At 61.6% G+C, this 23164-nt stretch carries 15 protein-coding genes; 7 read left to right on the top strand and 8 right to left on the bottom strand.

Translation table 11 applies throughout. The annotated features are described in order from the left end of the window. Window position 1 precedes the first annotated feature (1 nt). From IPK09_02325 to cysM, 6 genes are all read right to left on the bottom strand, one after another. On the bottom strand, window positions 2–502 hold the full coding sequence (locus IPK09_02325; GenBank protein ID MBK7982451.1) for a YfiR family protein: 501 nt from the start codon (window positions 500–502) through the stop codon (window positions 2–4). Window positions 503–624: 122 nt separating this feature from the next. After that, entirely contained in the window at window positions 625–2664 is a 2040-nt protein-coding gene (locus IPK09_02320; GenBank protein ID MBK7982450.1) for a TonB-dependent receptor, read from the bottom strand. Window positions 2665–3118: 454 nt separating this feature from the next. Beyond that, window positions 3119–3643, bottom strand: a complete 525-nt coding sequence (locus tag IPK09_02315) for a YfiR family protein (protein MBK7982449.1) — start codon at window positions 3641–3643, stop codon at window positions 3119–3121. Window positions 3644–3817: 174 nt separating this feature from the next. Beyond that, on the bottom strand, window positions 3818–5125 hold the full coding sequence (locus IPK09_02310) for a diguanylate cyclase (GenBank protein MBK7982448.1): 1308 nt from the start codon (window positions 5123–5125) through the stop codon (window positions 3818–3820). 139 nt (window positions 5126–5264) lie between these two features. Then, window positions 5265–6620 (bottom strand): 23S rRNA (uracil(1939)-C(5))-methyltransferase RlmD, encoded by a 1356-nt coding sequence (gene rlmD, locus IPK09_02305; protein MBK7982447.1) that lies wholly within the window; start codon window positions 6618–6620, stop codon window positions 5265–5267. Between the two features lie 10 nt (window positions 6621–6630). Next, entirely contained in the window at window positions 6631–7530 is a 900-nt protein-coding gene (gene cysM / locus IPK09_02300; GenBank protein MBK7982446.1) for a cysteine synthase CysM, read from the bottom strand. A 188-nt stretch (window positions 7531–7718) separates the two neighbouring features. Here cysM and IPK09_02295 point away from each other — a divergent pair, with 188 nt between their 5' ends. From IPK09_02295 to IPK09_02285, 3 genes are read left to right on the top strand one after another with little or no spacing between them, the layout of a single operon-like run. Then, complete coding sequence (locus IPK09_02295) at window positions 7719–9527, top strand: outer membrane protein assembly factor (protein MBK7982445.1); 1809 nt, start codon at window positions 7719–7721, stop codon at window positions 9525–9527. Further along, window positions 9524–10363: a hypothetical protein gene (locus IPK09_02290; protein MBK7982444.1), complete on the top strand. Its 840-nt coding sequence runs from the start codon at window positions 9524–9526 to the stop codon at window positions 10361–10363. Before IPK09_02295 ends, IPK09_02290 begins: the two co-directional genes overlap by 4 nt. Further along, the gene (locus IPK09_02285) at window positions 10282–13752 is read left to right on the top strand and encodes a translocation/assembly module TamB domain-containing protein (protein MBK7982443.1); all 3471 of its coding nucleotides are present in this window, start codon (window positions 10282–10284) and stop codon (window positions 13750–13752) included. The genes IPK09_02290 and IPK09_02285 overlap by 82 nt, the downstream gene beginning before the upstream one ends. 63 nt (window positions 13753–13815) lie before the next feature. On the opposite strand, the gene IPK09_02280 is transcribed toward IPK09_02285, so the two are convergent. Further along, window positions 13816–14418: a TetR/AcrR family transcriptional regulator gene (locus IPK09_02280; protein ID MBK7982442.1), complete on the bottom strand. Its 603-nt coding sequence runs from the start codon at window positions 14416–14418 to the stop codon at window positions 13816–13818. Between the two features lie 105 nt (window positions 14419–14523). Between IPK09_02280 and IPK09_02275 the strand changes: the two genes are divergently transcribed. Continuing rightward, window positions 14524–14679 carry a hypothetical protein gene (locus tag IPK09_02275; GenBank protein ID MBK7982441.1) on the top strand — a complete coding sequence of 52 codons (156 nt, stop codon included), beginning with the start codon at window positions 14524–14526 and terminating at the stop codon, window positions 14677–14679. A 243-nt stretch (window positions 14680–14922) separates the two neighbouring features. Here IPK09_02275 and IPK09_02270 read toward each other — a convergent pair whose 3' ends face one another. Further along, window positions 14923–15498: a thioredoxin family protein gene (locus IPK09_02270; GenBank protein ID MBK7982440.1), complete on the bottom strand. Its 576-nt coding sequence runs from the start codon at window positions 15496–15498 to the stop codon at window positions 14923–14925. A gap of 96 nt (window positions 15499–15594) precedes the next feature. Here IPK09_02270 and IPK09_02265 point away from each other — a divergent pair, with 96 nt between their 5' ends. The 3 genes from IPK09_02265 to IPK09_02255 all read left to right on the top strand — a co-directional run bounded on the left by IPK09_02265 (window position 15595) and on the right by IPK09_02255 (window position 23149). Next, window positions 15595–16971 (top strand): DegQ family serine endoprotease, encoded by a 1377-nt coding sequence (locus IPK09_02265; GenBank protein MBK7982439.1) that lies wholly within the window; start codon window positions 15595–15597, stop codon window positions 16969–16971. A gap of 193 nt (window positions 16972–17164) precedes the next feature. Continuing rightward, a complete protein-coding gene (acnB, locus tag IPK09_02260) occupies window positions 17165–19750 on the top strand; it encodes a bifunctional aconitate hydratase 2/2-methylisocitrate dehydratase (protein MBK7982438.1) in 2586 nt (861 codons plus the stop codon). Between the two features lie 411 nt (window positions 19751–20161). Next, window positions 20162–23149, top strand: coding sequence for a HAMP domain-containing protein (locus IPK09_02255; GenBank protein ID MBK7982437.1), 2988 nt, complete (start codon window positions 20162–20164; stop codon window positions 23147–23149). Window positions 23150–23164: the final 15 nt, after the last annotated feature.

The following is a 23164-nucleotide window of genomic DNA, read 5'->3' as shown; positions in this document are numbered from 1 at the left end:
CCTATTCCACGATGGTGGCCAACTTGAGCAGCTGGGAGCTCAGCTTGAGATTAGCCTGACGGGTAGCGGCCAGATTGATGTTGAAACGAATGCGCTGTTCGGCCTCGATCAAGCCGATCATCCCACCTCCCTGAGCGAAATCGCTACTGTCGCTGACGGTCAGTATCGGCAGGCGCGCGAGTTTGGCCAGCAGGGGCTTGATTCGCCCTTGCTCGGCGCGCCCGATAAAGACGATATGGCACTGGTCGAGGCCGGTCGCCGCGGGAATGTGACGCACCATCACCGCATGGCTCTCCACCATCTTGCCGGAGAGTGTTGCCAGCGCATCACCGAATGGGTTGTCGCCGGCTATACAAATGGTCAAAGCCGCCGTCGGGTCGGCGAACGCCTCGGCCGGCCATTCCACGAACTTGGCGAAATTGTAGAGATAAGCCGCCTTGACGGCGTATTCATCGAATTCACCGGCCTGAAGCTCGACGGCCAGTAACAAACCACCCAGCAACCACTTAGGCGCTACCGCTAGCCAATGCCACCAACCCGATGCCTGGCGAGATCGCCCGCTCGCGGCCCGCGAGTGGGTCACAACCCGATAACCGTTGGATGAAACGGGGTGTGGTGAGCGTTTCAGAAAGCCCATTTCACTTGGCCATAAAGGCTGCGCTCCACTTCGACCGGGAACGCGAAAGCTTCCTGCACGAATTCCAAGTGGCGATCCTCCAACAAATTAGCGCCGACCAACGAGAGTTCGAGCTCTTTGCGAGGGCGCCAAGCCAGCCGCAGATCCAAGCTCGCATAGGGTTTGATCTTATTGGCTCCGGTATAAGAGACCCGATTGGTTTCATTGCCGTCGACATAGCGCAGCCATACATCGACATCCAGATCGTCTCGTGGATTCCAAGATGAAAATAACGAAACCTGCTGGTGATTGCCATCACTATAAATAGGACCGCCAGTAACGTCATCGTTTAGATCGGAGTCCAAGTAGGAATACGTCAAGCGCAAACGCCAGCGGTCGGCCGGTCGCCAGTCCGACGCCAATTCGAAGCCGCTCTTAGCGCCCGAGCCGGTATTGGTCAGGAAAATCGGCAGCAACAGATGCGGCGGCGTGGCTTCAAACAAAGGCGTTCCAAGATTTCCGACCAGCAAGCGGTCGTAATCATGGTAAAAAAACGTGGCATCGACGGAAAGCTGCTCGGTCAGGCGAGCGCGATAGCCGATCTCGTAAGCGGTCAGCTCCTCTGGATCGAGCGTCCGCTTCCCGCTGCCGAGAGATACCAGCGCGGGCAAGTTACCGGTAAAAGGCGAAGGCGGCGCGATCAACACATTGATCCGCTCCGCATCTTGCTCGCCGCGCGAGAGCGTGCGCACGGCGCGCGAGGCCGCTGCCCACAGCCGGTGGTCGGGATGCGGCGTCCAGAGCGCCCGCGCGCTGGGCTGCCATTCCCAGCCGCTGAGGTCGTTATGCTCCACCTTGACGCCGCCGGTCAAATACAAGCGCTTCGGAACCAGTTCGAATTGATCCTGCACGAAAGCGCTGAACAGTTCGGCGGTCGACCGAGCGGGCCTGACCTTACTGATGGCCGTATCGGTAAACTGATCCCGATTGGTCCGATAACCCAGCCCCCACACGATTTCCTGCCGGTCGCCCAGCGGAAAACTGTGCTGAAAATCGAGATCGAAGGTATCCAGATCGGCGACATACAGCGGGTCCTTGCGGTCCTCATACTGGTAGTAAGCCTGCAAGCTGATCTTTGAGGTGGCCGAATACTGCCGCTCCCAGCGGGCTTGCAAGCTGCCGCCGGTCGCGTCGACCGAGGCCAACGAACGGGTCGCGTACGGCGGCGCGAAGCTGGGTAGCACGAAATTCTGTTCGAAATCGGCATTGTAGAGATCGCCTTGCACGATGAACGTGTCGGCGGTCGAGGGCGTCCAGTCCAGCCGAAAACCGCCCTTGCCGATGCGCCAGCCATCGCCGGCATCATGCCCGTCCGTCGCGACCAGGCCATCGCGTTCGGCAAATTGCCCGTATACGCGATACTGCGACCGCTCGCCCAGTCGGCCGCCAAGGCGCACGCCGGCGATGGCTCGCTCCTCGGTGCCCGCGGTCAGCGTCGCCAGTCCTCCGAAAGTATCCCCGGCGCGTCGGGTAATGATGTTGATCACGCCGTTGACGGCGTTGGCGCCCCACAGGCTACCACCGGGACCCCGGATCACTTCGATGCGCTCGATCTCGTCCAGCGGCGGACCCTGCACCTCCCAATGCACGCCGGAAAACAGCGGCGTGTAAATGGAGCGCCCGTCGACCATCACCAGCAATTTGTTGGCGAAGCGGCCGTTGAAGCCGCGGATGGTGACCGACCAGCGGCTGGCATCGATGCGCGCCGCTTCCACGCCGGGCGCGAGCCGTAGCGCCTCGGGGATGCTGGTCGCGCCCGACCGGCGGATATCGTCGGCGGTGATGACGAAAATCGCCGCCGCCGTATCTTGCAGGGATTGTTCGATTTTGGCGGCCGACACCACTTTGACTTGCATCAGATCTTCGATGCTGAACTGGGTCAAATCCGGCTCGCCAGCTCCCGCGAATCCGGTCGTGAAGCTCAGACCAGCCCCTACCATTAGTGCTGGCACCGCGCCGAACCGTCTATACGCCTGCTGCCCTTTCATTGCGTTCCTCTCTTCAAATCAGTATCCTGCCAGGCTCTCAAAAGGCCTTTTCGCCAGCTCGTGGAAGCTGCGTTCGATGGCGGTCGGCACAGCGGATCAGGCCTCAGGCACGAACTCCAGACGGCTTTTATCCAGCCCATCGATTCCTACCACCGACAATTCCTTGGCATTTGCAACGCGTCTCTTAAAAGCTTGTTTGCTTTGCCTGTGAAACAGCCCACTTCAGCCATTCCTGGATCGGCCGGAACCCGTGATTCATGACTCTTACCGAAAAACACTAGCGCGATATTCGAGTCCTAGTCGCGCTGGAGCGGCGAATAGGTTCTGGCATTCCGCTAATTGCCGCTAAAGTTCTAAACAGTTCTTATTATTTTTATCTGGCAAGTATCTCGAAATTATAGCAACTATTCAATACTGAACCCGACCGGCCGGAATGTTGGAACGATTGTTGGTACTAGCGTATCTCTTGAGCGAGCTTGAGCATTTGGGCGCTTAGAAACAATCCTGAAGCACGCGCCTGACTGAGGTTGATTTTGAACGAGACACGGTTGGGTTCCATCGCAAACACGATCATGACGTTTTCCTGAAAAGCGTCCGGTGAGTCGCTGGCCAGCAAAATCGGCCGCGCTGCCAGCGCACTCACCCACTCCACCAGTTCGCCGCGCTTGGCGGGATGCAGGAACAGGACATGGCAGGTTTTGGCCGCCTCGGGCGAATCGACCCGCACTACGTTGACCGGTGCATCCCCCACGGTTTTCCCGCGAAGCTGCCGCAAGCCCTCGCCGACCGAATGCTGGCCCTGGAAGCAAAAGTCAAACTCATCGGACGGTGGCTTCGCCCACCAGGTGAACTGGGCAAAACGGTAGATATAAGCGGCTTTCAGCTCGGATTCATCCGCCGTTTCCGCCCATCCCGCCGCCCCGTCAAAAGCGCGCGGCAGGAAACTCAGCCATGCGAGCAGTAGCCGACGGCGCGGCATGGTTAAAACCCAAGGTTCAATTTGAACTGGAAATCGAACCCATCTCGCCCGAGCGCATCCATCGCAAAAATGGGATTGGCGGGATCGGCATCATGGGAATTGCCGCTGCTGTAGAAGCCGATCCGGAAAAGTGGCCCAACCGACCGGCTCCGGGGCGCGCCTCCACGTTCGCTGTTACTCCACCACGGCATTTTCGGTATCGAGGAACGCCTGGAGAGCGGGATGGCTTTCGTTGTCGAACATCATGACGCGATCGAAATGACGGTAGGTATTCTTGCCCGCCTGCTTGGCGACATACATGGCCATATCCGCTTGCCGCAGCAGAAGTCCGGGGTCCGCGGCGTGCACGGGACACCAAGCGATTCCGATACTGGCGCCGACTTGCATCTCGACCCCACGGATCAGAATGGGCCCATTGACGGCGGCGATGAGCCGCTCGGCCAAGGCTTCCGCCTGGGAGGCGCTGCTCAGTTGAGGCAGGATCGCCGCAAACTCATCTCCCCCCAAACGGCACAGCGTATCCGAGTTGCGCAGAACCGCTGACAATCGCTTGGCCACCACCTTCAACAACAAATCTCCCGCATCGTGGCCGGCCGCGTCGTTGGCGTATTTGAAGTTATCCAGATCGATGAACATCAAAGCCGCCAGTTGCTTTCCGACAACCGTTTCATCCACGATACGCTGGAGTTCTTTTTGGAACAGGTGTCGGTTGGGCAATTGCGTGAGGCTGTCATAGTGCGCGAGGCGATCCAGCTTTTGCTCCACCGCCAGACGCTCGCCGATTTCGGCGTTGAGCGCCTTTTCCCTGGCCTCAATGCGCTCCAGCATCTCATTGAAGCACTGGGCCAAGCGCCCCATCTCATCATCGCCGCGGGCGCGGGCGCGCAGACCGTAGTCGTATTGCAACGCGACCCGTTCGGCCAAATTTGACAGTTCGAATACAGGAGCCAAAGCGCGCAGCTGGAGCCGATGCAGCAAGATGGCAGCCAACGCGATAGCGCTCAGGGTGAGCGCCAAACCGATAGCCATAAAGTGCTGAATTTCGCGCCCGATGGAGCGCAAACTTACCCGCAACAGAAACGCGCCGATCCGTTCTCTCTGTTGCAACAGGGGGACGACGATTTCGAGTTGTCCGGCCTCAAGCCGGGTAAAGCCAGCTTCGAGACCGGCGGGCGCGGCGGGGATCACGACTTCCTTGGAAGGGCTTTTGGGCTGCGTCCACGTTGCAAAAATTTGACCTTTTTCATCATAAACGGCCGCCATCGGCACATCGGGGTGCTGGTCGAAGGAGGTCAGCAAGCTTTGGGCGGACTGTCGATCTCCAAACACCACCATCGACGTGAGGTTTTGCGCCAGCAACCGCGCGGTGGTGATGGCATGGTCAGTCAGGCGTTGCTGGGCGGAATAAAAATAAATAAACGAAAACAGCACCAAGGTCGCCAACATCGTCACCGCGCCACCGAGTACATTCAACGCCAACATTTTTTGGCGCAGGGAAAGCGATCGGATTTGCTGGATGGGCATGGCGTTCGAAAAAGGATGGCTCCGAAATGTTTTGCATTTTTTATGCCACTTTTAGATTCGCCGCCGGTCGCTGCGTTTTTCCTGGAGCGCCCTAGCGCTACTCAACTTTCACGGGGTCGCGGACCAGCACCGCCACCGACTCCACGTGGGTCGTGTGCGGAAACATATCCACCACGCCCACACTGTCGAGCCGGTAACCAAACCGCTGCCCCAGCACGCCGACATCACGCGCCAGCGTGGCGGGGTGACAGGACACGTAAACCACCCGGCGCGGGCCCAACGCCGCCACGTGCGCCATCAGCTCCAGCGCGCCGGAGCGGGGCGGATCGAGCAGCACCTTGTCGTAGCCCCCTTGCAGCCACGGCTGCCCCGCCAAATCGCCAGCGAGATCGGCGACGGCAAAGGTCGCGTTGCCGATGTCGTTGCGCACCGCGTTGCGTCGGGCCCATTCGACCAGGCGGCTGTCCCCTTCCACACCGACCACTTCCCGCGCCCGCCGCGCCATCGCCAAGCTGAAATTACCCAACCCACAGAACAAATCCAGCACCCGATCCTCCGGCCCGACCTCCAGCAAGTCGCAAGCGCGCTCGATCAGTTGCCGGTTGAGCGCGGCGTTGATCTGAATGAAGTGATAAGGCTCGAACGCCAAATCCAGCTCGAAACCCGGCAAACGATAGCTCAGCGCCGGCGCCGCCAAATCCAACGGCCGCACGCTGTCCGGCCCGCCCGGTTGCAGGTAAAGCGCCAAGCCATAGCGCTCGCCAAACGCCCGAAGCGACCGCAAATCGCTCTCGCTCGGCGGGGCCAGCACCCGCAGGCTCAACGCCGCGACCGCATCGCCGCAAGCGACTTCAATTTGTGGCAGCCGCTCGCGCACCGACAGGCTTTCGACCAGCCGCGCCAGCTCCTCCAGCAAGCCGCCGACGCGTCCGTCCAACACTTCGCAACGCTTCAAATCGGCGACATAAGGGCTGTGCCGCTCGCGAAACCCCACCAGCACCCGCCCCTTCTTGGCGACCCATTTGACCCCCAGCCGCGCCCGCCGTCGGTAGCCCCACAGCGGCCCGGTCATGGGCTCTAGCACTCGATCCGGTTCGAGCCTGCCGATGTGGGTCAGGCTATCCAGCAACCCGCGTTGCTTGCTGGCCAATTGGCTGACGGGAGCGAGATGTTGCAAGGCGCAACCGCCGCAGAAACTGAAATGGGGGCAGCGGGGTTCGACCCGTTCTGGCGCGGGTTCGAGAATGCGGACGACGCGCGCTTCATCGCGTCGGCTCCGACGGGCGGTATAAACGCATTCCACGCTCTCGCCCGGCAACCCGCCTTCAACGAATACCGTCTTGCCCTCTCGCCGCGCCACCCCCATTCCTTCGTGCGTCAGGTCTTCGATGCGGGCGACAAACGACGCTAGCGCCGCCAGCGCCTGACGTTTTTTGGCCGCTGATTTTCCCATTGGCGGCTTCTCAATCCGCAAACAGACCAGTGGACAAGTAGCGGTCGCCCCGGTCGCAGATGATGGTGACAATAACCGCGTTTGCCACCTCCTCCGCCAGCCGCAACGCCGCCGCCACCGCTCCGCCCGAGGACACGCCGCAACAGATCCCCTCTTCGCGGGCCAGCCGGCGGGTCAGGTGTTCGGCTTCGAGCTGACTGACATCCAGGATTCGATCCACCCGCGTCGGATCGTAGATTTTCGGCAGATAGTCGGGCGGCCAGCGGCGGATGCCGGCGATGCTCGAACCCTCGGTCGGCTGCACGCCGACGATTTGCACGCTGGAGCTTTGCTCCTTCAGATAACGGGATACCCCCATGATGGTGCCGGTGGTCCCCATCGCGCTGACGAAATGGGTGATTTTCCCTTGCGTGTCGCGCCAGATTTCCGGGCCGGTCGTTTGATAATGCGCCAGCGGATTGTCGGGATTGGCGAATTGGTCCAACACCCGGCCTTTGCCGTCCTGCTCCAGCCGCGCCGCCAGATCGCGGGCGCCTTCCATGCCCTCCGCCGTGCTGACCAGCACCAGTTCGGCCCCGTAGGCTTGCATCGCCGCGCGGCGTTCCGCAGTCTGATTCTCCGGCATCACCAGCAACAGCCGGTAACCCTTCATGGCCGCGATCATCGCCAGCGCGATACCGGTGTTGCCGCTGGTCGCTTCGATCAGCACATCGCCGGGCCGGATCGCGCCGCGCGCTTCGGCTTGCTGGATCATGCTCAGCGCCGGACGATCCTTGACCGAACCCGCCGGATTGTTGCCTTCCAGCTTGCCTAAAAGCAGGTTATGGGTATGAACCGGCAGGTGCTGAAACCGAACCAGAGGTGTATTGCCGACGAAAAAGTCGAGTGTGGGGCATTGCAAATCAGGCATAGTGAATTCCAAACTGTTCGCAAAATCACGGCGTCAAGCGTTTTCGGACTCCGCGAAATATGTTAAACCGATTCCAAGCGTCACCGATTCACCAGACCGCGCTGGAGAAAACCACGGTTTTCAAACCGTCTCATCCTCGCGACCTCCATTCGTTGCCATCTCATCCTACGCCAACCACCGATTTTGTCATGACCCGATTTGGTTCGAGTCCTCATCTGATCCGCGCCTGGCTTTTGCTCTGCTGCCTGCTGTTCCCGGCCGCGCCGGTCACCGCCCAGCAACAGCCCGAACCGCCCACCCCGACTGACGGCGCCACCGCAACCGGCACGCTCGTCGTGAGCGTCGAAGGCGTGGAGGGACCGTTGCGGGATAATGTCTTGGGGCATCTCGACATCAACCGCTTCAACGGCAAACCCGCGCCGGTCGAAACCGAGTTGCAGTGGCTGCACGCCAACGCCGAGCGCCACATTCAGGAAGCGCTGCAACCGTTCGGCTATTACGAACCCAAGGTCGAAAGCGCCCTGAACCAGACCGCCAGCGGTTGGGAAGCCCGCTACCGCATCCAGCCTGGCCGGCCGTTGCCCATCGCTTTGGTGGATGTCCGAATGCTCGGCGAAGCCGCTCAAGACCCCGTTTTTCAGAAGCTGCTGGCCCAGAAACCGCTGGCCAAAGGTCAAACCCTCGAACACGCCAAATACGAGCAATTCAAGCAGAATCTGGAAGCGCTGGCCACCGAACGCGGTTATTTCGACGCCCGCTTTGTCGAACATGCCATCCAGATCGACTTGCAGGCGTATGAAGCGGTCATCAAGCTGCACTACGATACCGGCAAGCGCTACCGCTTCGGCGATATCTCCTTCAAGCAAAACACCCTCTCGCCCGAACTGCTGAGCCGCTATCCCCGCTTCAAACCCAGCGATCCCTACGACGCCAACGACCTGCTGAGACTGCAAGGCGATCTCGGCGGCAGCGTCTATTTCAGCCAGGTCCGAATCAACGCCTCGCCCGACGCCAAAACGGTTTCCGTACCGGTCGAAGTGGAGCTGGAGCCGAACAAACGCCACAAGTACAGCGCCGGTCTGGGCTACGGCACCGACACCGGGGTCAGAGGCAAGGTGAAAGTCGAAAACCGCTGGGTCAACCGTCAGGGTCACCACTACGAAGCGGAATTGCAGCTTTCTCCGATCAAATCGTTCATCGGCGCCAAATACCTGATCCCCGGCAGCGATCCGGTCACCGAGGAATACGCGCTGACCGCCAGCTACACCCAGCAAAACTATGACGATCAGGACTACGAGCGCATCGCGCTGGGCGGCCTTTTCCAACAGGAAATCGGCAAGTGGCTGAAAATCTATAGTTTGAACCTGCAATACGAAGATTATCAGATCGGCAACGAGCCACGTTCCACCTCGTTTCTGATCATTCCGGGGCTGAACTGGACCTGGGTCGACGCCGACGACCGGCTGTTCACGAGCCGCGGCTTGTTGTTCGGCTTCGAGGTGCGCGGCGCGTCGACGGCCCTGCTGTCGGATATCAACTTCCTGCAAGGCTTGCTGCACCTCAAGTGGATTCACGCCTTCAACGACGACAACCGCATCATCGCGCGGGGCGATTTGGGCGCGACCGCGATTCTGGAAGACTTCGAAAAGCTGCCGGCCTCCTTGCGCTTTTTCACCGGTGGCGACAGCAGCGTGCGCGGTTACGCCTATAACAAGATCGGCCCCACCAACCAGGAGGGTCAAGTGATCGGCGGCAAGAATTTGGTGGTGGGCAGTCTGGAATACGAACGCCGGCTTTGGGACAACTGGGGCGTCGCCGTGTTCGTGGACAGCGGCGACGCTTTCAACGGCGCGAGCCCCGAACTGAAAACCGGAGCCGGCATCGGTGCCCGCTGGCGCTCGCCGGTCGGACCGGTGCGCATCGACTTCGCCACCGGGCTGGATCAGCCGCCGGGCGATGCCTTCCGCTTCTCCTTCAGCATCGGACCGGACCTTTGAGCGAATCTGCCGCCACCGCGCGCCGCGCGCCGCCGCAAGCCGAGCCATCCGACAGCGCCGCCCGCCCGCCCGCGAGCGGTGCTTCCCCGGCGCGGCGCGTACTTGCTTGGCTGATCGGACTGCCGCTGGCGCTGCTGCTGTTGGTGGCCGTGCTGGCCAGCATCGCCATCACCACCGAAACCGGCGTCAATACGCTGATGGGGCTGGCCAGCCGCTTCGCGCCGGGCCAGTTAAGCTATGCCAAGATCAGCGGCCGGCTGTGGGGGCCGCTGCACGTCGAAGGGCTGCGCTACGAGGATGGTCCGCTCAAGGTCAAACTCGCCAGCGCCGATCTCGACTGGAAGCCCTCCGACCTGTTCGACCGGCATCTCAACGTCTCCCGCTTGAAGTTCGAGGGCCTGGAAGTCCAGCTACCGCCCGGCAAGGACACGCCCGCCGCGCCCGAACCGTTCGCCCTCCCGGACCTGCAATTACCGCTCAACGTGACCATCGACGAACTGCAAGGTCGCGACATCCGCATCGTACTTCCCGGCGGCGCGCCGCCGGTCCAGATCGACGCCCTCGACCTCAAGGGCCGTACCGCCGCCGACGGTTTGCACATCGACACCCTGAACGTCAAATCGCCGCTCGGTGAGGTCCGCTTGAGCGGAAGGGTCAACCCCACCGGCAACTATCCGTTGAGACTCGATCTGGGCTGGCAGGCGCCGTTGGACCCTTACGGCACCCTCCGCGCCAAGGCCAGATCGAGGGCGAAGTGCGCGACCGTTTGCAAATCACTCATAAAGTCACTGGTCCGGCCACCCTGGAACTGGATGGTGAAGTGCGCCGGCCTCTGACTGAAGCCGCTTGGTCGGCCAAGGCCCACTTGGACGTAACCGACCTCAAACCGTTTGCGCCAGCGCTGGCCGGCAAACCGCTGACCGCGCGAGTGGAGGCCAAAGGCGTGCTGGCCAAATTTCAGGGGCGGGGCGAAATCAACGCCACCGCGCCGGAACTGGGTCCGACGACCGTGCGCTTCACCGTTAGCGGCGATCCAAAGGCGATCAACCTCGGCGACTTGCAGGTGACCGCCCCGGCTTACCCGTTGAATCTGACCGCCCGAGGCGACGTGCAGCTCGCTCAAGCGACCTTCGGCCGGTTCAATGCCACGGGGACTCTCAACGCCACCGCGCCGCAGCTCGGCCCGACCGTCGTGCAATTCAGCGCCTCCGGCGATCCCAAGCTCATCAAGCTCGACGACTTACGGGTGAATGCCCCCAACTGGTCGCTGCTCTCGACCGCGCAAGGCACGGTCCATCTGGCCGAAGGCGCTCTGGGGCAGTTTCAGGCGCGGGGCGAACTCAGCGCCACCGTACCGGATGTGGGTCCGGCGGCACTGCGCTTCAACGCTTCCGGCGATTCCAAGTCGATCAAGCTCGACGAGCTGCGTCTCACCTCCCCCGACCGGCCGTTGACGCTGGCCACCCAAGGCACGGTCCAGCTCCCCGAACAGCGCTTCAACCTCACCGGGGACTGGAAGGCCCTGACGTGGCCGCTGAAAGGCGTGGCCCAAGTGGAAAGCGCCAAAGGTCAATTCAGCGCCGAAGGCACGCCCAAGGATTACCGCTTCGAACTGGCCGCCGCCGACGTGCAAGGCCCGAACGTTCCCAAGAGCAACTGGACGATCAACGGCCAAGGCTCGGATCAGGCGGTGCGCGATGTCAAACTGAACGGCCAGCTCCTGCAAGGCAGCCTGCAAGCGACCGCCGACGCCGCTTGGTTACCGGCGCTCAGTTGGCGGGCGACCGTGAACGGCCAGGGGCTGAATCCGGGCGCGCACTGGAAAGACGTTCCCGGCAAACTGACTTTCCAGCTCAAGACCGACGGCGGTCTGGAAAATAACGCCTTGCGGGCCAACCTGCTGCTGGACCCATTGACCGGCACCTTGAGCGGTCAGAAAGTGGCGGGAAACGCGGATGTTTCCGTGCAAAACCAGAATCTGACGATCAGAACCCTGCGGATCGACGCGGGCGACGCTCGGGTTGAGGCCAGCGGGACGTTGACCGAACGTTGGGATTTGACCTGGACCCTGAACGCGCCGCAACTGAAAGCGCTGGTTCCAGGCGTGAGCGGGACTGTCGCCAGCACCGGCAAGCTGAGCGGTCCCCGCCTCCAACCGGGGTGGGCCACCACGTTCGCGGTGCGCGATCTGCGTCAGGGCGCGACCCACATCCAGCAGTTGCGCGGCGAGGCCAACATCGACGTTGGTGGCGCCAATCGCTCGCGCCTGAACGTTACTGGCTCGGGCTTAGCGCTGGGCGGGCAGCAATGGAAAAGCGTACAAATCGACGGCGCCGGCACTCCGGCCGCGCACGAGCTCAAGGCGGAGATGGCCGGCGATCCCGGCAATTTCCTACTCGCGCTCGCGGGCGCGTTGCGGACGCCGGCGCTGCTCTGGCAAGGCCGCATCACCCAACTCAGCGCCAAGGATACCCAGGCCGGCAACTGGACTCTGGAAAAACCGGCAGCGGTTCGCGCCTCGGCCAAGGAAGCCAGTCTCGAAACAGCCTGTCTGAGCAGCGCTCCGACCCGCCTGTGCGCGCAAGGTCAATGGAATCAATCCGGTGATTTCAGCGGTCGGGTACAGTTGAGCGACCTCAATCCGGAGCGCTTCAAACGTTTTCTACCGCAAAACACCACGCTGGCGACCCACGTCAACGGGGAGGCCAGCGCCAGCGGCAAGATCGGCGGCGCGCTGCAAGCTAAAGCCAATCTGAACGTCGCCCCCGGCAGCGCCAGCACGCTGGCCAACGGTCGGCCCGTCAAGATCGCTTTCAACGCCAGCACCCTGCAACTCGTCACTGACAGCCGGACCGCCAACCTGCAAGCGCGGCTGGATTTAGCGCAAACCGGTCAACTACAAGCCTCTTTGAACGTTCAAGACCCCTTCGGCGCCGCCCGGTTGAACGGCAAGCTCGACGGCAGCATCACCGACTTGAAAATCGTCTCGGCTTTCGCGCCGCAAATTACCGATATCTCGGGGCAGATACGGGCGAATGTAGCCGTATCCGGCACTGCGTCCAATCCGCTGGCGCGGGGTGACATTCGTTTGGAGAACGGCGGAATGGCGATTTCGGATGCCGGCCTGACGCTGCGTAACATTCAGTTCGCCGCCACCAGCACCGGCCAGGGTCCGCTTCAGTTGACCGGTTCGGCCGAATCGGAGCCGGGCCGGATGCAACTGGCCGGACAGGTCGATCCGGCCAAGCAACACCTCATCATGACGGTGACCGGCGAGAATTTTCAGGCCATTAAAACCACCAACCTGCAAGCGCAGATCAGCCCGGATTTGAAGCTCGACCTCACGCCGCAGCTCGCTCGGCTGGAAGGCACGGTGACCGTGCCGCGCGCTTTCTTGAGGCCTGGCGGCGAACGGCCCGGCACGGTCAACGCCTCCGGCGACGCCGTTATCGTCAAGGAGCGCGACGGCAAGGCACCGGAAGCGAAAGGGCGCGGCATGACGACTTACGCCGATGTGCGCGTCGTTCTGGGGCAAGAAGTGTATCTGGAAACACCCGCTTTCAAAGGCAAGCTGCAAGGCGATCTGCGGGTGGTCGAAACCCCGGAGCTGGCGCCGCGCGGCACCGGCAACGTCGAAGTCGTGGCGGGCAAGTACAAGATTTACGGCGAAGAAATCGAGATCCAACGCGGCCAACTGCTGTTCAGCAACAGCCCGCTCGATAATCCCGCCTTGGAATTGCGGGTCGCGCGGCAAGAGCGGGACATCATTTCCGGCAGCGAGATCATAGCCGGCGCCCAGATTCGCGGGACGGCCAAAAGGCCCAAGTTGAGCTTTTTCTCCACGCCGACCATGGCCGATCCCGACATCCTCGCCTACCTGGTCTTGGGTCGCGCCCCGCAAGGTGGTGGCAGCGGCTCCGAATCAGCGCTGCTGTTCAAGGCGGCCGGCGCGCTTGGCTCAGGGCAAGCCGGGGCCCTCAGCAAAGGTTTGGGCGACGCCTTCGGGTTGGATTCGGCGGAACTGGGCGGCGGCAGCGGCGGCGGCACCTCGTTCATGGTCGGAAAGTATCTGACGCCGCGCCTGTATGTCGGCTACGGCATCGGCCTGCTCAACGCCGTCAACACCTTTTTCCTCAAGTACCGTTTTACCAAGCATCTGATGCTCGAATCGGCCAGCAACGTCTTCGGGACCGGCGGCGACGCGGTTTACACCATCGAGCATTAAGGCTCATCGGGCGACGCTTTCAATGCGTCGATCTTCCGCGAAAAATGAATCCGTTTGGCCGCGCTATGGCTGGCCGTAAGCGGCCATGAATACGGCGATGGCGCGCTGGACGCAGCCGATAATCTCCTCTTCGGTCACTGTTTCCTGCACGCACAGGAAGCAGCGCCGGAACAGTTCCGCATCGAGCAACCCGTATAGATGCCAAGCCGCCACGGATGCACTGGCCTCCCGAAGCTTGCCCTGAGTCATGGCGACGCGCAGAAAATCGGCAAGTCGTGCGTGGCTCGGTTTTACGCCGCGCTCGTAACAAATTCGGCCGAGATCGGAGCGCCGGGATTCGGCGAAAATCAAGCGTCGCACTTCGATCGCGCCGGGCCCGTACAAACTGCGCAAGAGTCCCTCGCCAAAGATCGTCAGCGCCTCCGCAATATTTTCGTTAGGATCGAGGTAAGCGTGGGTCGTCTCGAATTCTTCCGCTATCGAGCTGAAGATGACCTCGAAAAACAACTCTTCCTTCGAGGAAAAATAGTTGTAGAGCGTGGCCTTCGAGCCACCGACCCGCGCGCGAATTTCGCCCATGGAAGCGCCCTCGAAACCCAGTTGGCGGAAGACTTGCGCGGCGACATCAAGAATGGCCTGTCGTTTTGCGCTGCTTTTCGTTCTCATGATGGTTCGATCTCCTTTAATGGACTAATAAGTACAGTTTCACTTGACAATAGGCACCCGTAAAATTAAACTGTACGTATCAGTTCAATATAGAGGAATAAAACTATGAAATCCACTGTACCTGTAGCTGGGATTCCGGCGGCGGCTGAGGTCGGACGCCGTTCTTTGCTGAGCGAGATGGCTGATCTGGCGAAAGTGATCGTCGTTTCCGTCGCCGCCGTTGTGGCGGTATTGGCGGTACTGGTCCCTCAGTACATGTAACGCGACCGCCGCGCCGTCTTTTTTTAAAGAACGGCGATTCCCAGGCGGTTAGCGCTGGCTTTTAATCAGCGCTAACCGCCTGGCGCTTTTTGAGAGGCAGCGAACCAGCCTTTTCATTCAGGTCTCAGGTGGAACCGTACCCGGTGAGGTGAGGTTGAGCCAGCGCTCCGGTCATCCCGTGCTTTTTCCGCTCGTTTGCGCGTCTTCTCATGGACCGGCCAGCAAGAAGCTGCGCGCCCGAAGTCAATAATCCGGCTCGTTCCCCGCCTTCCACTTGATATTGCACCCGATGCTGGGCTTCTGTTCTGAAGAGATCGGCCGACCCACTAATACGGCGTCAACGGCCGCCCGCAGATCGGCGCCGGTCACTGGAGCGCCGTTGCCGGGCCGACTGCCATCGAACTGGCCGCGATACACCAGCTTGCGGTCGGCGTCGAACAGGAAAAAATCAGGGGTGCAGGCCGCCCGATACGCCTTGGCGGTTTGCTGGCTTTCATCGTACAGATAAGGGAACGAATAACCGAACGCCTTGGCGTCCTCGGCGATCCGCGCCGGACTGTCGTCGGGATAGCGGACGGCATCGTTGGCGCAGATTGCCACACAAGCCAGCCCCTCGCTACGATAGCTCGTCGCAAAGCGCGCCACCGCTTCGCGGATATGCTTGACGAACGGGCAATGATTGGAAATGAACATGACTAGCAATGCCGGACGGCCCCGAAAATCGGCCAAGGTCACGGTGTGACCGGTCGCGGGTTCCAGCAAGCTGAAATCGGGAGCCTTCGTGCCTAGCGGCGACATGGTGGAAGGAGTTTGAGCCATGATGACGACCTCAAATGCGAGTAAGATTGAGCCTATCGACTTAAAACCGCTTTCATTGCTTCAGGAGAGTCTCATGCAACGCCTCAAACAGCCGTTCTGGCTGCTCGCCGTCTTCGGGTTGCTGTGGAGCGCAGCCCGCGGGCGGCGGAATATCCAGATTTCGTCACTTTGGTCGAGCGCTACAGCCCGGCGGTGGTGAGCATTCAAACCAAGTCGGAACCCAAGGAGCAACGGCCCAAGCGCGGCCATCCCGCCATCCCCGAAGACAGCCCATTTCACGACTACTTTAAGCGCTTCTTTGAGGAAATGCCCGACATGCCTTCCGGGCCGCGCTCGTCGGTCGGTTCCGGTTTCATTATCTCCGCGGACGGCTACGTCGTCACCAACGCGCACGTCGTCGAGGACATGAGCAGCATCGTGGTCGGGCTGTCCGACCGCAGCGAGCTAGCCGCGCAGGTCATCGGGGCGGACAAACGCAGCGATATCGCCCTGCTCAAGGTCAAGACCGACGCCAAGCTGCCCACCGTCAAGTTCGGCGACAGCGGCAAGGTCAAGGTCGGCCAGTGGGTGCTGGCCATCGGCTCGCCGTTCGGCTTCGAGCGCACCGCCACCCAGGGCATCATCAGCGCCCTGGGCCGCAGCCTGCCCAGCGATAATTATGTACCTTTCATCCAAACCGACGCCGCCGTCAACCCCGGTAATTCCGGCGGGCCGCTGTTCAATCTGGACGGTGAAGTGATCGGCGTCAACTCGCAAATTTACAGCCGCTCGGGCGGCTACCAAGGCGTCTCCTTCGCCATTCCCATCGACGTGGCGATGGAAGTGGTGGAACAGCTCAAAGCCGGCGGCAAGGTGGCGCGCGGCTGGCTGGGCGTCATGATCCAAGAAGTCACCCCGGAACTGGCGCAATCCTTCGGGCTCGACAAGCCGCGTGGCGCCCTGATCGGGCAAGTCCTCGCCGACGGTCCGGCCCAGAAAGCCGAACTCAAGACCGGCGATATCATCGTCGCCTTCAACGGCCAGCCGGTACAGCATTCCAGCGATCTGCCGCTGATGGTCGGCCGCACCCGACCGGGCACCAGCGCGACGCTGGCCCTCGTGCGCGAGGGCAAGGAACTCAACCTGAACGCCAAGATCGAGCAACTGCCGGACGAGGCCAAGCGGCAACCGACCCTGAACGATGAAGCGCCGCGCGCCGACCGACTCGGCCTGACCGTGGTTGAGCTGCCGCCCGAAAAGCGCAAGCCAGGCAGTTCCGGCGTGCTGGTCAAGGAGGTCGCCGACGGCCCGGCGGCCAGCGCCGGGATCAGGCCCGGCGACATCATCTCGCGGATCAACAACGTGGAGGTGAGCGACGCCGGCCAGTTCGTCGATCTGCTCAAGCAGCTGCCCGCCGGTCGGCCACTTCCAATCTTGGTCCGGCGCGAAAACGGCGCGCTGTTCCTGGCGCTGACCATTCCTGAAAAGGAATGAATCTCACCCCGAGGCGACCGGAAACGCGCGCCGCCGGCCACGTTTCCAGCGCCTCGCTTCAACGCTACAATAGCAATGCTTTTTATCTTGAAATCCGCCGGCCGGGCCGTAAGGTGGGCGGATTTTAGCCGTGTAACCTCCACTCTATCGGCCGCCCGCTTCGCGGGAACCGGAACATCAAAGGGGTTTTTCCGTGCTCGAAAACTATCGCCAACAAGCCGCCGAACGTAACGCCCTCGGAATCCCGGCGTTGCCGCTGACCCCACAACAAACCGCCGATTTGGTCGAGTTGCTCAAAAACCCGCCGAAGGGCGAGGAGAGTTTCCTGCTGGATTTACTGACCCATCGGGTGCCGGCTGGCGTGGATCAGGCCGCCTACGTCAAAGCCGCCTTCCTGGCGGCCGTCGCCAAGGGCGAAGCCAAGTCGCCGCTGATCTCCCGCGTGCGCGCCACTGAACTACTCGGCACCATGCTGGGCGGTTACAACATCCAGCCGCTGATCGATTTGCTGGATGACGCCGGATGCGCGCCGGCCGCCGCCAAGGCGCTGGCGCAGACCTTGCTGATGTTCGACTACAAGCACGGCGTCAAGGAAAAGGCCGACAAGGGCAATGCGTTTGCCCGGCAGATCATGAAATCCTGGGCCGAGGCCGAATGGTTCACCAGCCGCCCCAAACTGCCGGAGAAAGTCACCGTGACCGTGTTCAAGGTCACCGGCGAAACCAACACCGATGACCTTTCCCCCGCTCCCGACGCCTGGAGCCGTCCCGACATCCCACTGCACGGCTTGGCGATGCTGAAAATGGAGCGGCCCGGCATCCAACCCGACGAGCCCGGCAAGCTCGGCCCGCTGAAGCTGATCGAATCGCTCAAGAAGAAAGGCCATCCGGTCGCTTATGTCGGCGATGTGGTCGGCACCGGCTCCAGCCGTAAATCCGCCACTAACTCGGTGCTGTGGTGGACCGGCGATGACATCCCCTACGTGCCGAACAAGCGCTACGGCGGCTATTGCCTGGGCGGCAAGATCGCCCCGATCTTTTTCAATACCATGGAAGACGCCGGCGCGCTGCCGGTCACCGACTGCGACGTGACCCAAATGAACATGGGCGATGTCATCGACATCTATCCCCATGCCGGCAAGATCGAGAAAAACGGCGAAGTCATTTCGACCTTTGCCTATAAATCCGACGTGCTGCTGGATGAAGTGCAAGCGGGCGGCCGTATCAACCTGATCATCGGTCGCGGTCTGACCGACTGGGCGCGCGAAGTCCAAGAACTCGGCCCCAGCCCGATCTTCCGCCGTCCGGTCGCCCCTCAGGATTCCGGCAAGGGTTTCACCCTGGCGCAGAAGATGGTCGGCAAAGCCTGTGGCGTGGCCGGCATCCGTCCCGGCACTTACTGCGAACCGAAGATGACCACGGTCGGCTCGCAGGATACCACCGGCCCGATGACCCGCGATGAATTGAAAGACCTCGCCTGCCTGGGCTTCTCGGCCGATCTGGTCATGCAGTCTTTCTGCCACACCGCCGCCTATCCCAAGCCGGTGGACGTGCAGACCCATCACACCCTGCCCGATTTCATCTCCAGCCGGGGCGGCGTGGCGCTGCGTCCCGGTGACGGCATCATCCATAGCTGGCTGAACCGGATGCTGCTGCCCGACACCGTCGGCACCGGCGGCGACTCCCACACCCGCTTCCCCATCGGCATCAGCTTCCCGGCCGGTTCCGGCCTGGTGGCCTTCGCCGCCGCCACCGGCTCGATGCCGCTGGATATGCCGGAATCGGTGCTGGTGCGGTTCAAGGGTCAGTTGCAGCCGGGCGTCACCCTGCGCGATCTGGTCAACGCCATCCCCTACGCCGCGCTCAAGGCGGGAACGCTGACCGTGGCGAAGGAAGGCAAGAAGAACGTATTCAACGGTCGCATCCTGGAAATCGAGGGTTTGCCGGATTTGAAGGTCGAGCAGGCGTTCGAATTGTCCGACGCTTCAGCCGAGCGTTCCGCCGCCGGCTGCACGGTGCGCCTCAACAAAGAGCCGATCATCGAATATCTGAACAGCAACATCACTTTGCTCAAATGGATGATCGCCAACGGCTATGAGGATCCCAAAACCCTGGAGCGGCGCATCAAGGGCATGGAAGCGTGGCTGGCCAATCCGACCCTGATGGAACCGGACGCCGATGCCGAGTACGCTGACGTGATCGAGATCGACATCAGTCAGATCAAGGAACCGCTGCTGGCTTGCCCCAACGATCCCGACGATGTCAAGACGTTGGCGGACGTGGCGGGCGCGACGATTGACGAGGTGTTCATCGGTTCGTGCATGACCAACATCGGCCACTATCGGGCGGCGGGCAAGGTGCTAAACGGCCAGTCCAACGTCCCGACCCGGCTGTGGATTTCCCCGCCGACCAAGATGGACGCCCGCCAGTTGACCGAGGAAGGTTATTACGCCATCTACGGCACCGCCGGAGCGCGGATGGAAATGCCGGGTTGCTCGCTGTGCATGGGCAATCAGGCGCGTGTCGCCGACGGCGCGAGCGTGGTGTCCACCTCCACCCGCAACTTCCCCAACCGCTTGGGCAAGGGCGCGAACGTGTATCTGAGTTCGGCGGAACTGGCGGCGGTGTGCGCGCTGCTTGGCAAGATTCCGACCTTCGAGGAATACATGAGCTACATGGGCGACATCACCGCCAAGGGCGCTGAAATCTACCGTTACCTCAACTTCGATCAGGTGCCGGAGTATCAAGACGTCGCGGCCACGGTGAAGCTTGCGGCTTAATCTTTCTTAAAACCCTCCCCGGCTAGGGAATGCCGGGGCATTTCCGGCGGTTGACGCGCCGGTCATCTCGACCACATCGCCCAACCCATTTTCCGCCAAACCCCTTCAGGGATGGCGTGGGTGCAAAGCCCGATAAAGCCGCCCGATCGTTCGGACCCCATCCGACGTTCCCCGCCCTCTTGACCGTCACCTCGTTACCTCCTATCCGAACCGCCAGCGCCGGCGCGCTCGCCCGAGCGGCCTCGAACCGGACACGCCCGCCCTTCAGGCGCGGCGCGAACTGGATAGCCACATTACATGGCCGCGTTCCAACGAACGTTCCAGGCATGAAAACGCTGATTTATTCGCTACAGTATCCTTAAAACCCTCGTTCGATCCGTCCCGCGGGCCAACTCGGATTCTTGCAAGCGAATGATCTTCTCGCACACCCCGGCGGCGCGGCGTCAGTTACCGCTGCGCGTTCACATCGCGACCTTGTTTGTCGCCCTGATCTTGTTGCTGGGCGCGACCCTGATTTGGAACAGCTTCGCCAAGACCACCCAACTACTCTTGCAAGCCGCCGACGAACGGTTCGAACGCATCGCCGATCAAACCGCCCGCCAGCTCCAAATGTTGGTCGCTCCAGCGGCCACCACGGTCGATTTGCTGGCGTGGCAGCGGCTGGCGGCGGACGACACGCTGGTCAAACGCCTGGATAGTTTGGGCTATTTGCGCGAGGCGTTCGTTCGATTCGAACATCTGTCCGCCCTTTACGTCGGTTATGAAAACGGCGATTTCTTTCTCGTGCGTTCGCTGCCGGCGGATTCTTTGTTACGTGATTCATTGGCCGTTCCCGATTCGGCGCGTTATTTGGTGCAGAGCGTGGAACGGGGGGATGGAACAGGCGTCGCCGCGGGCGCTTTTCTGTTCTTCGATGCCGATTTGAAGCTGCTGCGCCGCGATTCGCGGCCCGATTATGCGTTCGACCCGCGCGCGCGCCCTTGGTATCAGGCGGCGCGACGCCAGTCGGGCCGCATCCGAACCGACCCGTATCTGTTTTTCACCACCCGCGAAGCGGGCATCACCCTCGCCCGCCGCGCCGAGGTGGGCCAAGCGGTCGTGGGGGCCGATCTGACCCTGGGGGCGCTCTCGGCCACGCTTGAGAGCAGTCGTCTCGTTCCGACGACCCAACTCGCGGTCTTCGACGGCCCCGGCCAAGCCATCGCTTATCTCGATCCTGCTCGCGTGCCGTATCGAGGCGAGCGGGGCGAATTGCGGCTGGCTAGGCTCTCTGAATTAAAAGAGCCGGTCCTGACCGAACTGGATCGTCAATTATTTTATTCAAATCAACGACTCATAGGATTGCAGCCAAAGAGTTTCACCCTGAAGGCCGCCGGACAGATTTGGCATGGCATGGTGAAAATCTTGCCGTTCGAGGGCGGGACGCCCTTATTCCTGGCGCTGGCCGTACCCCGCGACGATCTGTTGGCCGAGGCGAAACACATTCGCGACCGAGGAGTTTTGATTGCGGTTTTTCTGGTACTGCTGGCTTTGCCGGTGACTTGGTTGCTGGCGAACCGCATCGCCCGGCACCTGCAAAATCTGGTCAGCGAAACGGCGCGCATCCGCCGCTTCGACTTTCACGAACCCATTGAGGTGCACTCGTTTATCGATGAAGTGAACCAACTGGCCCGCGCCATGGATTCAATGAAATCCACCATCCGTCACTTCCTCGACATCGGATCGGCCTTGGCCGCCGAACGCCAGTTCGAGCGCTTGCTGGATCGGGTGCTGGCCGAAACCCTAGCTCTGGCGCGGGGCGACGCCGGCATCCTATTTTTGGTCAGCGATGATGAGAAAAAGCTACGGCCCGCCGCCGCCCGCCTATCGAACCGGGAAGGAACGGTGGCGGCCGACCGTCTGCCTCCGCTGCCCTTGGATGCATCCCCCTCCCATCCGCTGGTGGAAGCCGCTCGCGCGACGGTCCCGCAAATCAGGCCGCTCGCGCCGGCGGAGCCGCTGGCCGAATATTTGGCGCTATTGACCGATCCGCCCATCAAGCAAGTCGGTCAATTGATGGTGGTGCCCTTGCGCAACCGACAGCAGGAATTGGTTGGCGTGCTGGCCATCTTAAAGGCTGATTCGCCCGGCGACGGCGAGTCCATCGGGCCGGAGTTGCTGGCGTTTATTACCGCGCTATCGGGCACTTCGGCCGTCTCCATCGAAAATCAGCGCTTGTTGCAAGCCCAGAAAAATCTCTTTGAATCCTTCATTCGATTGCTGGCCGACGCCATCGACGCCAAAAGCCCCTACACCGGCGGCCACTGCGCCAGAGTGCCCGCGCTGACCAAGCTGCTGGCCCAGGCGGCTTGCGCGGACGACTTCGGCGCGTTCCGCGATTTCGATTTGAGCGAGGCGGAATGGGAGGAATTGCATATCGCCGCCTGGCTGCACGACTGCGGCAAAATCACCACGCCGGAATATGTGGTCGATAAGGCCACCAAGCTGGAAACGCTCTACAACCGGATTCACGAAGTACGAACGCGCTTTGAGGTGCTAAAGCGAGACGCCGAGATCGCCTATTGGCGGCAAGTGGCCGACGGCGGCGACCGCGATGGGCTACGGGCCGACCTCGAAGCGCGATGGCGGGCGCTGGACGACGATTTTGCCTTTGTCGCCTCGTGCAACCAGGGGGGTGAATTCATGGCCCCCGCTCAGATCGCCCGCCTCAAGCAGCTGGCCGAACGGACCTGGCTGCGCACGCTCGACGACCGCTTGGGCCTCTCGAACGAAGAGCGCGCCCGCAAGGACCGCGCGCCGGCCGAACCCCTGCCCGCCGTCGAACGCTTGCTGGCCGACAAACCGGAACACCGCTTCGAACGCCGTCCTCAGGATCGGATTGAAGCCGACAATCGCTGGGGATTTAAGCTCAACGTACCCGAACTGCTCTACCACCAGGGTGAAGTCCATAACTTGGCCGTCGCGCGCGGCACCTTGTCCGAGGAGGAGCGGTATAAGATCAACGAACATATCGTCCAGACCATCATGATGCTGTCGCGCCTGCCCTTTCCCAAATCGTTGCGGCGGGTGCCGGAAATCGCGGGCGGCCATCACGAAACGATGGACGGCAAGGGTTATCCCAAGCGGCTGCGGCGCGAGGAGATGAGCGTGCTGGCGCGGATGATGGCGATCGCCGACATTTTCGAGGCGCTGACCGCCATCGACCGGCCCTACAAATCTGGAAAAACCTTGTCGGAAGCCTTGACGATCATGGCCCGGATGTCTCGCGAGCGGCATATCGATGCGGAGCTGTTCGCGCTGTTTCTCCGCGCCGGCGTTTACCGGCAATACGCCGAGCGCTTTCTGCGGCCCGAGCAAATCGATAACATCAACATCGAAGACTATTTATCGGGCGCGTAAAACCAGGACTTCTCA

It is taken from the genome of Candidatus Competibacteraceae bacterium, assembly GCA_016713505.1.
Lineage (GTDB): Bacteria > Pseudomonadota > Gammaproteobacteria > Competibacterales > Competibacteraceae > Competibacter_A.
The sequence above is the reverse complement of the archived record's forward strand: the minus strand, read 5'-3'. Positions and strand labels throughout refer to the sequence as shown.

Coding starts and splice junctions, on each gene's coding strand:
- IPK09_02320 (MBK7982450.1), bottom strand. CDS start 2,664: ATGAAAGGGCAGCAGGCGTATAGACGGTTCGGCGCGGTGCCAGCACTA.
- IPK09_02315 (MBK7982449.1), bottom strand. CDS start 3,643: ATGCCGCGCCGTCGGCTACTGCTCGCATGGCTGAGTTTCCTGCCGCGC.
- IPK09_02310 (MBK7982448.1), bottom strand. CDS start 5,125: ATGTTGGCGTTGAATGTACTCGGTGGCGCGGTGACGATGTTGGCGACC.
- rlmD (MBK7982447.1), bottom strand. CDS start 6,620: ATGGGAAAATCAGCGGCCAAAAAACGTCAGGCGCTGGCGGCGCTAGCG.
- cysM (MBK7982446.1), bottom strand. CDS start 7,530: ATGCCTGATTTGCAATGCCCCACACTCGACTTTTTCGTCGGCAATACA.
- IPK09_02295 (MBK7982445.1), top strand. CDS start 7,719: ATGACCCGATTTGGTTCGAGTCCTCATCTGATCCGCGCCTGGCTTTTG.
- IPK09_02280 (MBK7982442.1), bottom strand. CDS start 14,418: ATGAGAACGAAAAGCAGCGCAAAACGACAGGCCATTCTTGATGTCGCC.
- IPK09_02275 (MBK7982441.1), top strand. CDS start 14,524: ATGAAATCCACTGTACCTGTAGCTGGGATTCCGGCGGCGGCTGAGGTC.
- IPK09_02270 (MBK7982440.1), bottom strand. CDS start 15,498: ATGGCTCAAACTCCTTCCACCATGTCGCCGCTAGGCACGAAGGCTCCC.
- IPK09_02255 (MBK7982437.1), top strand. CDS start 20,162: ATGATCTTCTCGCACACCCCGGCGGCGCGGCGTCAGTTACCGCTGCGC.